Here is a 13,186-nt window from a genome sequence, read left to right as displayed (position 1 = left end):
TGAAGCTTATAATAGTCATTCATCGCCCGAGACATTCGTGTTTTCCATGACCTCTTATAAACGCCGTGAATTCAATAGGCATATACTTTACACCTTTATTGATAAGTTAGATTTAGACCGGAATTTAATTTTAAATCACCCTAACCTTCCATCAGTCCTATCCTATGGTACTCTCGCGGCTTAAAAACTGTCCGAAGTATTGTTTCAATAAGTTGGGTAATTTTGTTTCAATCCGCTTTCGTCCACTGCGATTGAAACCATCGACAATTGGCTAACCACTTTTCAACTCTTTCATCCCTTTACGAATGGTGCGTCTGTTCCATCCTAACTCCTGTTCTACTAACGTTTGTCCACCTATTCCTAAATCTTTGACTACCGATGCCATGAATTGTCGTCTGTCTGTCCCCTTAAGTTTTTTAGCTGTTTCGATGTAAAGAGATTTGGCGTGTTCGGTCAGTTTCATTATAGATTTTAGAGACATAAGATAGGCTGCACACTGAAATTATCTTTTGGTCATTATAGGATAAATCATTCTGTGGTGTTCCCTTATTGGGTCGTGGCAAGGTCAAAATGCAGGTGATTGGTGCTTTGATGCGGAAATTGGTGCATTTGGCTTTTGGTATTTTAAAGTCCCAAAAGCCTTTCGACCCCAATTATTTACTTGCTACCCCTTGACAGCTCAAGACAGTATCTACAGGAATTGGGATTCAACCTTCCGCTGTCAACATATTAAATTGCTCGGTATCAATGCGATTTGCTTGATACAAAATCTCAGCTATCTCCGAAAGTGCTAGCACAGAATGTGCGCGATAACCGTTAGCCTGCAATTTATCTTTCACTCCCTGTTCGTGGTCAATTAAAACCACAATATCTTCCACATTCAACCCCACAGATTTTAACTTCCCCGCACCTTCCATCACGCTTTTACCGCTAATCAAAATATCATCGACTACGACAATCGTTTCTCCAGGCTGAAAATGCCCCTCAATTAACTTACCCGCACCGTAGGTTTTCACTTCCTTGCGCGGGAAAATCATCGGGCGTTCCATCCGCAATGCTAAACCCGTTGCTGTAGGTAAAGAACCGTAGGGAATGCCCGCAATGCGATCGAATTTTAAGTCTTTGAGAATGTCTGCGTAGGCGCTAACTATTTGGTGGAAAATTTGCGGAATTGAGATGATCTTACGCAGATCTATATAATATGGAAATACAGCGCCCGATGCTTGTACGTGGTCGCCAAAAACTACGCAGCCAATGTCATAAAGTTGCAAGATTAAATCGCGGTTGGGTTCTGGTTGCAAAAAGCAAACATCCGGCAGCCACAATTCGCAAGTCGGACTTCCTTCGATCGCGCGCAGCCTCTCTTTGTTAATATTATCCCGTAATTTCTCAATTTCTCGGCGTGGCTCCTTCCCCGCCAACAAACTTGGGGGGACTGGCAGCAATAAACCCTCACCATTCTTGCTTAAACCGGCCGCCAGCAGTTGCGCGAGGTCGTTTTCTTCTGTCAAGTGATTTTCTCCGGTGATGTCTCCTTCCACTAAAATCAGCCGTTCGGGAGCAGCTTGGCGAATTCGCGCCAAGATATCCGGCATTACTCCTACAGCTAAACCCAGTTGTTCGGGAGTTCCCCAAGTCTGAGATACTCGGACTAATTGCAAGTAGAAAGGGTTTTCTGCTGTCGGATATTCTTGCAATTCGGCGGCTGACGGGTTGGCGGTGGCACAGAGGACAAAGACTGTTTTTCCGGGATATAATAAAAAAGGCGCTACTTCATCGATTCCCGCGTAGGGACTTAAGGTAACAGCGTCAAATTGCCAGTCTTGGAATACGATTTTGGCAAATACCGCGCTGGTGTTTAAATCGCTGTGTTTGGCATCTAAAATTACTGGCAGGTGCTCTGGAATAATTGTTAATATTTGTTGCAGCAGTTGCCAGCCGGGAATGCCGAGAGATTGATAAAAACCGAGGGTGATTTTGCAGGCGCAGATTAAATCGGCTGTTTGGTCGATCGCACTTTTGAGCCTTTTCAACAAATCAGTTACAAAACTTTGAGTTTCCTCGACAGTCATCGAAACCAGTGCTGGCAAGGTTTCCGGGTTGGGGTCGAGGGCTAAATAAAGCAGACTTTGATTGATTTCAACAGCCGCTAACAGTTTATCAAAAAAATTTGTGCGATCGCTCATAGTTGCTTTGTTTGGTAACGAAAAATTACAAATTTGCATTTGAAAGTGGGATTGGTGTTGTGCCGGAATAAGCCGCTCCCCGTTGAAGTTTAAATTAAGAATCTTTTATAATTGTAGAAGGTAAACACTATGAAATCTGTAACTTTAGGAGCGATTTCATTTGGACTGATATTCGGGTTGGCTACAGCGGTGATTGCAGCGAACCCCCAGCAAATGAACCAGTTGCGGCAAACTAACCAATGTCCGGGATGCGATTTGAGAAGCATTCCCCTCCAGCAAGCCAGTTTAGCAAATGCCGATTTGCAAGGGGCAGATTTGAGAGGTGCAAATCTCAGAGAAGCGAATTTAGCTGGGGCAAATTTGAGCGGGGCTTCACTCAGCGGGGCATCTTTGCGGCAAGCTAATTTAGCAGGTGCTGATTTGACTGAGGCCAATTTAACCGGAGCCGATTTGACGGGGGCGAATTTGGAAAATGCTAAGCTTAAAGGGGCTACTTGGGTTGACGGTAGGGTTAAATAAGCTGTTGTATAGCCTTTCTGGTGTAATATGAGCTGCTAATAGGGCATGGGCATAGGGCATAGGGCATAGGGCATAGGGCATACCTCACTTATTTGAGAAAGGCTAAGCTGTTCGACATTCAAACTGCGCTATTTGTAGCTCAGACCCCATACTTTAAGGGGTTCAAGCAATAAATTTAAATGACTAACAGCTTATACACTTGAATTTAACTTTTCGGCAGCGTCGAAGGCTACCGCACAAGAGTTAAAAGAAAATAAGCGTACAATAAATAAAACCCGAACCTAAAGCAATGTCGGCTTTAGAATGCGGACAGTAATTTGACAGTTGACAGTTGACAGTTGACAGTTGACAGTTGGAAAGTGACTTCTACCTAAAACGAAGAGGATTGGAGTAATGAATAGTTTGAGTTTAATTTCTCCCTCAAAGGGTTCCGGCTTTCAACCAATTCTTGGTGGTAAATCGATCTAATTAAACGTGAAATACGGATAGCTAAAAAGCTGGCTGTGTATCTCTTTTCCCTCCTTCTTACTTCTTACTTCTCCCTTCTCCCTTCTTCCTTCTTCCTTCTTCCTTCTACTTAATGATAAATTCGATCGACTTTTCGATTTGGGACGAGTTGCTAAAATGCTACGTTGACGATTTCGGCCGCGTCAATTACCGACGCTGGAAAGCTGAAGGGGCGGAGGTTTTGAGCAATTGGCTGGGAACTTTGGCAGGTGTAGATTTAGCTGCTATGACGGATGCGGATGCGCGGTTGGCGCTGTGGCTGAATGCGTACAATGCGATCGCAATTTCCCAAGTAATCGAAGTATACCCGATCGCGTCCATCCGTCCCAAAATTTTAGGAATCCCCAACTGGCTGGGTTTTCTGGAATTCTTCACCCGTTCAAATTCAATTATTGGCCACAAAAAGTACAGTCTCAATCAAATCGAACACGCAATTTTGCGCCCGGAATTTGCCGAAGCGCGCATCCATTTTGCCTTAGTTTGCGCTTCCGTCGGATGTCCGTTGTTGCGCCGCGGCGCTTACTTTCCCGAGTCGGTGCGAACTCAACTGGAGACGGATGCGAATAGTTTTATCAAGAATCCCGATAAGGTGCGGTACGATGCTGGCAAAAAGACGCTTTATTTGAGCAAGATTTTCCAGTGGTACGGCGAGGATTTTGTCAAGACGGCGGGTTCGGTAGCTGCGTATGTGGGCGGTTATTTGGGGCCGGAGGTGGCTGTAAGCGATGAATGGGCGATCGTTTTTTTACCCTATGATTGGAATTTAAATCAAGTTTAGAACCACTCTTAAAAATGTCAATTTTTATCGACCTCACATCTGCGGTTACTCTATCAATCAACAATTTAGGCAATTCCAGTTTACTGTCTTCAAACACTCCTGTGCAACTTCAGCAGGTGTCCCAACATCCACCGACAATCGACCGACAAGTGACATTATTATAAGAATCACAGTTAAAACACTCTGGAATATTGAAAATGATTTCAGATAAATTTCGGCGCGAGTTGCGTGCAGAAGCCAAACTCTGGGAAGCAGAAGGATTCATCGACAAATCCTTCTACCAACAACTTTCGGAACGATATCAATTCCACATCATCGAAACCACTTCCCGCAACCAATTTCTGAGCATTCTCATCGGTTTGGGCAGCATACTTCTAGGCATAGGAGTTATAACATTTGTAGCAGCCAACTGGCAAGTTTGGTCGCGCGAAGTGAGAGTGGCACTGCTGCTAAGCGTTTTCGTTGCAGTCAATGTCGCAGGTTTCTATTTGTGGCGCATTCCCCCATCCCAAAACAAAAACTTAAATCAAAGTATTTTACCCGCAACAAAAGGGCGAAACAAGCTTCTCGGTGAAGGATTGTTACTCTTAGGTGCTCTGATTTTAGGAGCAAATATGGCGCTGATGGCGCAAATGTTCCACGTGGGCGGTTCTTCCTACGGACTTTATCTCGTTTGGGGAATCGGAGTGTTAGGAATGGCTTACAGTTTGCGCTTGACTTCGTTGGGTGTTTTGTCCGCACTTTTAATCGGTTTCGGCTATTGGCTGGCGGTGTTAGATTGGTCTTCTAAAGTTGAGTTTTCTTGGCTGGAAGTTTTGGTGCGACAAATGCCAATCGCTGGAAGTTTGATGTTTGTGCCGTTAGCTTATTGGTGTCGATCGCGTGTTATTTTTACTATAGGTGCGATCGCCATAATTTTCTCATTACAAGTTTCTATTGCCCAAGCAGTAGATGGTGGCTGGGGTGCAGCAATATTTTGTGGTTTAGCGCCCGCCTTGCTGTGGGGATACGACGATGCGATATGGCCTCACGTACACAGCAGGCTGTTTCAACCTACCGCCCGCAGTTTAGCACTGCTGTATTTCGCCGGCCTGTTTTACTTTCTGTCTTTCCACTGGTTTTGGCAATATTCGCCGACAGCTAGGCAAACCGGGTCTGATTGGGTTTTGTTGGCAAATGTCGCTGTTTTGGGCGGTTTAGCAGTGTTTGAGTGGCTGCATTTGGGACGTTTGGAGATGGGGCGCCGCCCGCGAAAAACAGTCAATTTGACTACAGGTGCGATCGGCATTTTCATTCTCGCCAGCGCTTTCATACCGTTTTTTCACCTCACTTTTACTCCGATTCCTCAATTAGCAACTTTTCTGTTTAATGTTTTATCATTTCTGCTCGCAGTCGGCTTAATCCGAGAAGGTTTAGCTTTAGGAAACCGTCAGAGTTTTTGGGGAGGAATGGTTTTCATAACTTTGCAAATTATCAGTCGAGTCTTTGAATACAACACAGAATTGTTGCTCAAATCTTTTGTCTTTGTATTGTGCGGAATTGGTGTAATTGCAGCAGGTTTGTGGTTCGAGAAACACTTCGCTAAAATCGATGATTAGGAGTCAGATAGTTGTTTCTAGGTATGTTGTTGGGCTTTAGCCCTCTTGAGAATTTTAGACAAAGAGGGCTAAAGCCCAACTACATACCAATTAATCACAAATTCCCAAATCCTAATATGAATACCGAAAACTCAGAAACAACCAACACTTTAATTCAGCCGCCATCCTTCACCCTTCCCCCCGCTGCAAAACGGCTTCCCGAGTGGCGGCTGTGGGCTCCTTTACTGCTACAAATTGGACTGATTGCCGCAGTACCGGCTCCAGCAGTTTACACTTTTGTTACTGGCAAAACAGTTGTCTTGCAAACTGCACCAGTAGACCCCTACGACTTTTTGCGCGGATATTACCAAGTTTTGAGTTATGATATTTCCGATCGCACAAATCTCGAAAAGCTCCCCGGCTGGAAAGATTTACCAGGAAAACTAGAGAAAATACCTTGTCGGCGCGGAGTTGTTTGCGAAAAACAAATATACCGTGTCAACCCAAATATCAGTTTTTACGTAATCCTAGAAGCGCCAACAGCCGCGACAAATTCCGCCCGCCCCCAACCTTGGAAGCCCACGCGCGTCAGTCTGAACAATCCCCCAAATTTACCCGCCAATCAAATCGCCATTCAAGGTAAATATAACGGTTCCCAGATGGAATACGGCTTGGAAACTTATTATATGCCCGAGAATGAAAGGGAAAAAGTCAATGACGAGATTAGCGAAGCTCAACGGAAGCAGCGGCAGTCTTTTGTCGTAGAAGTCAAGGTTGACAAAACAGGCCATGCTGTGCCTGTGAGTTTGTGGGTGCGCGATCGCAATTATCGATTTTAGCCGGTTTTGTCACAAGCACGCGGCGTAGCTATCCCGAGCGTGAATCGACCTTACAACCTGGCTTTGATATCAAATCCGGTGCTTCATTGGAATGATTCATCTCTATTCTCTCCCTCTGTGTCCTCTGCGCCCTCTGTGGTTTAATCATTTCGGTACAGCCGGATTTGATATGAGTGTTTTTGCTTAGAGTTGACCCAGTGGCGGGCGATTAAGATTCCGATAGCTACGCTTCACGACTTTCAAGCCCAAATCCCGTAAAATCGACCTGTGCCAGACAATATCCGTTACAATTGGCGATCGGATGTCAATTCAATTGCCGACAACCCAATAGAATCCATTAAGATAGATAAGACTTGCACAAATCTTGCGAATTCAAGGTTGCAAGTTCAGACTCTACTGGAGCTTCTCATGTTAGCCGAGCTAATTTCTGCCAGACGAATACTCAAAGCCCAACTCCTCGACTTCTTAGGACTTCCCGACAATTCTCAAGACCAAACAGATCGCATCGTCAGCACAATTGTATCAGTGCTGGAAGCAAATGCAGCCGAACAAGAAAGATTTTGGGAGACCTTCAAAAGTGAATTAGCCGTCGATCCGGTAGAATTAGAAGCAATGCTCAAGTGTTCAGCAGCAGAACGCCAGCAATGGATCGAACAAGGCAGACTCCCGATCCTAGAATACCGCTCTTTCCGCAAATCTGGAATTCATTTAGAATATCCCGTTCACGACAGAAGATTCATCTTAAGTCTCACGCCAACAGACATTGATAACTGGCGCAAAGAACCAAAAGGGTTGATTAAAAATCATCGCCCAACAGCCGAGCCAATCAATACAGAAAACTCCGAACAAAACGAACAATCGCGAGGAGCTTTTAGTGCAGCGTGGGAAAAAATTATTTCCGACTGGAAAGAACAAGGTTCGGCGGAAATTTCAGCAACTTTCCAGTTAGCTTACTGGACAGTTTGGGCGTCGCGGTGGGCAAAAGAAAATCAGCTTAACAGCTTTAAAGCAATTAAATCTAACGAAGTCTACGAAATTTATGAAATTCACCAGCAAGAATGGTACGAGCGCAAAAATCAAGCAGTCAAATTACTGATTGAAATGCCCTACGCTATGCTTTACTTTTACCGTCCTCCCGGTGCTGACAAATTATATCTCGAACTGTGCGACGACCACCAGGACATGATGAAAGATGACTACTATTGGGATAAGTGGGATTTTTTCTATCAAAACCGGAAACTGGTAAATAAGTGCCGGGAATGCGTGTACTGTGAAACAAAGGATTATTATTCGCTTTATTACCTAGAAATTAAGAGCGATAAGTTTCCCGATTTTAGTTTTTCTTACCACACGCCGTACCCGATTGGTCGCAAATTTTTACCGCATCCCGAAACGCTTCCTGCTGTAGACCACGTAGAACAAGATGGTATTTTTCGGTTTGGTCGCCCGCTACTAGAACAGGAGAAAGTTATTCACACCGAAAAGGATGTATTGCTTAAGTTTGAAGCAGCTTTGACTGAAGCGAAAAAGTTTGTTTAGTTGTTACTCATAAACCCAAATGTCACATTAAATCCAGGTACGTAGTTGCGCTTCAGCGCTCTTTCATGTATATAAAGAAAGAGCGCTTAAGCGCAACAACATACCTATTTTTGAACTTGAATTACCTGGATACTGCCGCCAGCATAAAGTTTAGGTTGTTGACTTCCTTCGGAATTGTAGAGTTGAAATCCCACTTGGGCCAACAAACTCTGCAAGTCAGTTTCAATCAACTGCCAAGCAGTTTCAGTCTCAAACAACCACAAAAATACAGCCAACCCCGGCCACAATAGCAGATTTGTGGGCCGATGAAAATCTACCAAAGTGAATACACCACCGGGCTTGAGCACGCGGTATACTTCCTCAAAGATTTGCCTCAACTGTAACGGCTGCATTTCGTGCATCGCAACGCTGCTGTGTACTAAATCAAAATGATTGTCGCCAAAAGGCATCGATTCGGCAAAAGCTTCTACATAATTTGCTGAGGGCACATTTTTCCTTGCCCGTTGCAGCGATAATGGCGAAGCGTCAAGTCCTGTGACATCCTGGGAATATTGCACGAGAAATTGCGTGGTTTGACCGCTACCGCAACAAAGGTCTAAAACCTTAGTTTCCGCGCCCAGGGTCACATTTTCCAAGGCTAGCTGCCTAAAACGAGTTTCACCACCTACGCTTAAAGCAGCCAGACGCGCGATCGCATCGTACAGCCACTGATACCTATAACTTAAATCTCTCAAAATTGTTGCCATATTCAAAATTATGTATATCTTGCTATCGACTTAAGATATTATTAAGTTATATGATAAAAATAAGTAACAGAACTGAGACGATGGGAGAGCTGTAACCGCTATGGGCCGTGTAGGAGTATTACTATTAAACTTGGGCGGGCCCGATCAAATCGAGGATGTCCGTCCTTTCCTGTTCAACTTGTTCGCAGACCCGGAAATCATTCGCATTCCGTTTCCGTGGATGCAGAAACCGCTCGCCTGGTTGATTTCGACTCTACGTTTTAAAAAATCCCAGGAAAACTACCGCCAAATCGGGGGCGGCTCTCCTTTGCGGCGGATTACCGAAGAACAAGCCTTGGCGCTGCAAGAACTTTTGCAGTCTAAGGGACAAGATGCCAGAGTATACGTGGGGATGCGTTACTGGCATCCTTTTACTGAAGAGGCGATCGGCAAAATAAAGCGCGATCGCATCGAACAATTGGCAATCTTGCCATTGTATCCTCAATTTTCGATCAGCACCAGCGGTTCTAGCTTCCGCCAGCTAGAAGAAATGTGGAACCAAGATCCAGAACTCAACCAGATAGAATATACCGCGATTCCTTCTTGGTATCACCGACCAGGCTACCTTCAGGCAATGTCGGAATTGATCGCCCAAGAATTAGATAACAGTCCAAATCCCGATCGAGTTCACATCTTTTTCAGCGCTCACGGCGTCCCCCTCAGCTACGTAGAAGAGGCTGGAGACCCCTATCAGCGCGAGATTCAAGATTGCACTCGCCTGATTATGGAACATTTGAATCGATCGAACGAACATACACTAGCTTACCAAAGTCGGGTTGGCCCGGTGGAATGGCTCAAGCCTTACACCGAAGAAGCGATTACCGAATTAGCAGAAAGTGGAGTTCAAGATTTGTTGGTAGTTCCAATTAGTTTTGTTTCCGAGCACATCGAGACTCTGCAAGAAATTGACATGGAGTATCGAGAATTAGCAGAAGAGTCGGGGATTGAAAATTTCTACCGAGTCCCTGCATTGAATACTCATCCGGTATTTATTGAAGCCTTGGCAGATTTAGTCATCGAGTCGATAGAATCTCCCAGCGTTAAATTCTCGGATGTGATACGCCCTTCCAAGAAAGTTAAAATGTACCCTCAAGAGCAGTGGGAGTGGGGTTTGACGACGGGGGCGGAAGTCTGGAACGGTCGTGTAGCAATGATTGGTTTTATAGCATTAGTGATCGAGTTAATTACGGGTCAAGGCCCGCTACACTCGATCGGCTTGCTTTAAATAATAATCGGTTGTGCGATCTATTTTTAGGTGCAGATTAAGCCTGCAATCTGAACCAACAGCAGACAAAGAATCTCAACATAAAACCCGCCCCGCGCATCTAAAAACTGCAAGAGGGCGGTTTTTGCATGGAGATTAAATCCATTAAATCAAAGGTACGTAGTTGCGCTTGGGCGCTCTTGGTACGTAGTTGCGCTTGGGCGCTCCGAGGTACGTAGTTGCGCTTCAGTGCTCTTTCAAAGGTACGTAGTTGCGCTTGAGCGCTCCGAGGTAGGTAGTTGCGCTTGAGCGCTCCGGAAAGGTTTTTGTATTGGAGAATAAACTGATTCCTAGACGCAACATTCAGATCAAACAAAAGGTACGTAATTGCGATGAAATCACTCTTTCTTATATATAAAAGAAAGAGCGCCCAAGCGCAACTACGTGCCTAAAAATTAATCTGGATTGCGCTTGTGGCGGCGGGGATTTCCCCCATCCCCCGGTACTCCCTGACTTCTGTACCAGCAATACCACTCCTTAGAACTGCGAATAGCCAACCACAGCAGCAGCATAGCAATTAACGCACCCTCTTTCGGGGCGTCAAAGGCAAACAAAACCAAGGAAATACACAGAACATCTTGCAGGAAAATCACCCAAATCGGTAAAATCTGTAGTCGGTAAAGCCATCCTGCTTGTACCAGTTGCAGCACTAAAGCCAGCAAACCTCCGACAATACCAATAATCCACAGCATCCCAGGGTGAAAAATGATTTCGTCGATCGCACTTACCTGAGCGATCGCAATTCCCATAATTGCTCCTACAATAGGACTAAAAATAATTTGCACAACTTGCAGCACCCGCTGTCCAACAAAGGTTTTAGAAGCAAATAGCTCTAACAGCGACCAACTCACCAAGATAGATATCACCACTTGGGGGTGAACGCGAGACAATAGAGGTATTTCCGACCAAAGTTTGTCAATCCGCAACAAACCAATCAACAGAAGCGGCAGGGCAATTCTCATACCCCCCGCCGCAGACGCAGAGAGCGCGGCTAGGAGTCCAACCATGATAATAATTTAGTTTATAACGTTTGCGAAAGCGTCGAAGATTTCAGAATATAATTCCCCTGGTGGCTGGCGGTGATTTGAGCGATGGAACTCAAATTGCTGCTTGAGCTTAAACATCACCCTCTATTTTAACTGTATTTGCTGAATCGGTGCTTGGGACTGCCCCGAAAGTCGATCGACAATCAGACAGAAGCCACCTATGGAGTTATTGTAGTTATCTAGAATCAAACCGGGAGCGCGATCGAATGAGAAAGTATCGAAAAACCAGCAGTTAAGCCAAAATAATTAAATTTAAAATACCACCTAACCCAGAGCTTTCCGGCAAATCACTCTCCTATCTTCCTTCTCCCGTCTTCCGTCTTCCTTCTCCTGTCTTTCCTCTTCCTCTTCCTTCTTCCGTCTTCCGTCTTCCTTCTTCCTTCTTCCTTCTTCCTTCTTCCTTCTTCCTTCTTCCTTCTTCCGTCTTCCTTCTTCCGTCTTCCTTCTTCCGTCTTCCTTCTTCCTTCGGTCAACTGTCAACTGTCAACGAAGAGGGCGGGCACGGGGGCACCGCCCCTACAACATATCGACTGTCAACTGTCAACTGTCAACTGTCAACTGTCAACTGTCAATTGTTACCTATTCTTATGTCTGAATCATTATTTGCCGATGCCAGCCGCCGATTAGAACGAGCCTTAAAATATGTATCCCTTTCCGAGGATACTAGCGAGCGGCTCAAATATCCCAAATCCAGTTTAATCGTATCAATTCCCGTGCGGATGGACAACGGTGAGCTGCGAATTTTCCAAGGTTATCGAGTGCGCTACGACGATACCAGAGGCCCGTCGAAAGGAGGAGTGCGCTACCACCCGAAAGTATCCCTGGATGAAGTGCAATCACTGGCATTTTGGATGACTTTTAAATGTGCAGTCCTCAACATACCTTTTGGAGGAGCAAAGGGCGGAATCACAGTCAACCCCAAAGAATTATCCAAACTCGAATTGGAAAGATTGAGTCGGGGTTATGTAGATGCGATCGCAGATTTTATCGGCCCAGATGTCGATATTCCCGCACCGGATGTCTACACCAATCCCATGATTATGGGTTGGATGATGGATCAGTACAATATTATTAAGCGGCAGTTAAGTCCGGCGGTTGTGACAGGTAAACCAGTAACAATTGGTGGCAGTTTGGGCAGAGATACCGCTACCGCCACCGGCGCTTTTTTTGTAATTCAAAATCTCCTACCCAAATTTAACCGAACTCCGTGGGAGACAACGGTAGCCGTCCAAGGTTTTGGTAATGCCGGAGCTGAATTAGCAGAATTGCTTTGGAAAGCAGGTTACAAAGTTGTGGCTGTCAGCGATTCCCAAGGGGGAATTTACGCGAAACAAGGGCTGGATATTCCCAGCATCCGCCGTTTCAAAGAAGCTAACAAAGGTATCAAAGCTATTTACTGCGAAGGTTCTGTTTGCAATATTGTCGAACACGAAATCTTGACAAACGAGCAGCTTTTAGCCTTAGATGTAGACGTGCTGGTTCCAGCAGCTTTGGAGAATCAAATCACTGCACAAAATGTCAATGATGTCAAGGCTAAGTTTATTTTTGAAGTAGCGAACGGGCCGATTGATTCTGCTGCTGATTTGATTTTGGAAGCGCGGGGAATTCAGGTGTTCCCGGATATTTTAGTCAATGCCGGGGGCGTGACGGTGAGTTATTTTGAGTGGGTGCAAAATCGCAGCGGGCTTTATTGGACGCTGGAGGAAGTCAACCAGCGCTTGCAGCACAAAATGGTCGAGGAAACTGAGGCAATTTGGACAAAATCTCAGGAATTGTCGGTTTGTATGAGAACTGCTGCTTACGTGTACGGTTTGCAGCGACTCGGAGAAGCTATGAATGCGAAGGGAACGCGCGATTATTACCTAAACGGTTGACGGAATGCTGGGAAGTGCGATCGAACGAACAGGCTAGAAGCTTGTTCCACAAAAAAAGGCTTCTAGCCTGTTTCACAAAAAAAGGCTAGAAGCCTGTTCCACACAAACAGGCTAGAAGCCTGTTGCACAAAAATAGGTTATCTCATGTCCGGTTGATTGACCACAATAAAATGGGTTCGTAGTGCGGACTTCAGTCCGCATAATACGGACTGAAGTCCGCACTACAAACTTTCATTGTTATGGTAATTGACCGGACATGATATTAGAAGCTT

12 protein-coding genes and 1 pseudogene are annotated in these 13,186 nt (G+C 45.2%); 8 read left to right on the top strand and 5 right to left on the bottom strand.

Annotated features, from left to right (window positions below; genetic code table 11):
• Positions 1-271: 271 nt before the first annotated feature.
• Positions 272-463, bottom strand: coding sequence for a hypothetical protein (locus QZW82_RS09430; RefSeq protein WP_293147364.1), 192 nt, complete (start codon positions 461-463; stop codon positions 272-274).
• A 92-nt stretch (positions 464-555) separates the two neighbouring features.
• Here QZW82_RS09430 and QZW82_RS09425 point away from each other — a divergent pair.
• Positions 556-675, top strand: a pseudogene (locus tag QZW82_RS09425) (IS110 family transposase); the annotation flags it as partial.
• 32 nt (positions 676-707) lie between these two features.
• On the opposite strand, the gene QZW82_RS09420 reads toward QZW82_RS09425, so the two are convergent.
• The gene (locus QZW82_RS09420) at positions 708-2,186 is read right to left on the bottom strand and encodes a bifunctional orotidine-5'-phosphate decarboxylase/orotate phosphoribosyltransferase (RefSeq protein ID WP_293147362.1); all 1,479 of its coding nucleotides are present in this window, start codon (positions 2,184-2,186) and stop codon (positions 708-710) included.
• A gap of 129 nt (positions 2,187-2,315) precedes the next feature.
• Between QZW82_RS09420 and QZW82_RS09415 the strand changes: the two genes are divergently transcribed.
• The 5 genes from QZW82_RS09415 (at position 2,316) to QZW82_RS09395 (ending at position 7,945) form a co-directional block, all read left to right on the top strand.
• Positions 2,316-2,705 (top strand): pentapeptide repeat-containing protein, encoded by a 390-nt coding sequence (locus QZW82_RS09415; protein WP_293147360.1) that lies wholly within the window; start codon positions 2,316-2,318, stop codon positions 2,703-2,705.
• Between the two features lie 580 nt (positions 2,706-3,285).
• The gene (locus QZW82_RS09410; RefSeq protein WP_293147358.1) at positions 3,286-3,990 is read left to right on the top strand and encodes a DUF547 domain-containing protein; all 705 of its coding nucleotides are present in this window, start codon (positions 3,286-3,288) and stop codon (positions 3,988-3,990) included.
• 197 nt (positions 3,991-4,187) lie between these two features.
• Positions 4,188-5,588: a DUF2157 domain-containing protein gene (locus tag QZW82_RS09405; RefSeq protein ID WP_293147357.1), complete on the top strand. Its 1,401-nt coding sequence runs from the start codon at positions 4,188-4,190 to the stop codon at positions 5,586-5,588.
• 116 nt (positions 5,589-5,704) lie between these two features.
• Positions 5,705-6,406, top strand: a complete 702-nt coding sequence (locus tag QZW82_RS09400) for a GDYXXLXY domain-containing protein (RefSeq protein WP_293147355.1) — start codon at positions 5,705-5,707, stop codon at positions 6,404-6,406.
• A 408-nt stretch (positions 6,407-6,814) separates the two neighbouring features.
• The gene (locus QZW82_RS09395) at positions 6,815-7,945 is read left to right on the top strand and encodes a hypothetical protein (protein WP_293147353.1); all 1,131 of its coding nucleotides are present in this window, start codon (positions 6,815-6,817) and stop codon (positions 7,943-7,945) included.
• A 104-nt stretch (positions 7,946-8,049) separates the two neighbouring features.
• Here the strand turns inward: QZW82_RS09395 and QZW82_RS09390 are convergent, their stop codons facing one another.
• Entirely contained in the window at positions 8,050-8,691 is a 642-nt protein-coding gene (locus tag QZW82_RS09390; RefSeq protein ID WP_293147351.1) for a class I SAM-dependent methyltransferase, read from the bottom strand.
• Positions 8,692-8,791: 100 nt separating this feature from the next.
• Between QZW82_RS09390 and hemH the strand changes: the two genes are divergently transcribed.
• Positions 8,792-9,955 (top strand): ferrochelatase, encoded by a 1,164-nt coding sequence (hemH, locus tag QZW82_RS09385; protein WP_293147349.1) that lies wholly within the window; start codon positions 8,792-8,794, stop codon positions 9,953-9,955.
• Positions 9,956-10,389: 434 nt separating this feature from the next.
• On the opposite strand, the gene QZW82_RS09380 is transcribed toward hemH, so the two are convergent.
• Both QZW82_RS09380 and QZW82_RS09375 read right to left on the bottom strand, forming a co-directional pair.
• Entirely contained in the window at positions 10,390-11,001 is a 612-nt protein-coding gene (locus QZW82_RS09380; protein WP_293147347.1) for a DUF4126 domain-containing protein, read from the bottom strand.
• 326 nt (positions 11,002-11,327) lie between these two features.
• Entirely contained in the window at positions 11,328-11,513 is a 186-nt protein-coding gene (locus QZW82_RS09375; RefSeq protein ID WP_293147345.1) for a hypothetical protein, read from the bottom strand.
• A 114-nt stretch (positions 11,514-11,627) separates the two neighbouring features.
• Between QZW82_RS09375 and QZW82_RS09370 the strand changes: the two genes are divergently transcribed.
• Positions 11,628-12,914, top strand: a complete 1,287-nt coding sequence (locus QZW82_RS09370) for a Glu/Leu/Phe/Val dehydrogenase (RefSeq protein ID WP_293147343.1) — start codon at positions 11,628-11,630, stop codon at positions 12,912-12,914.
• The last annotated feature ends 272 nt before the right edge of the window (positions 12,915-13,186 follow it).

It is taken from the genome of Microcoleus sp. bin48.metabat.b7b8b9.023, assembly GCF_013299185.1.
Taxonomy (GTDB): Bacteria; Cyanobacteriota; Cyanobacteriia; order Cyanobacteriales; family Microcoleaceae; genus Microcoleus.
Note: the sequence above shows the minus strand (reverse complement) of the source record. Positions and strands in the feature narration are given on the sequence as shown.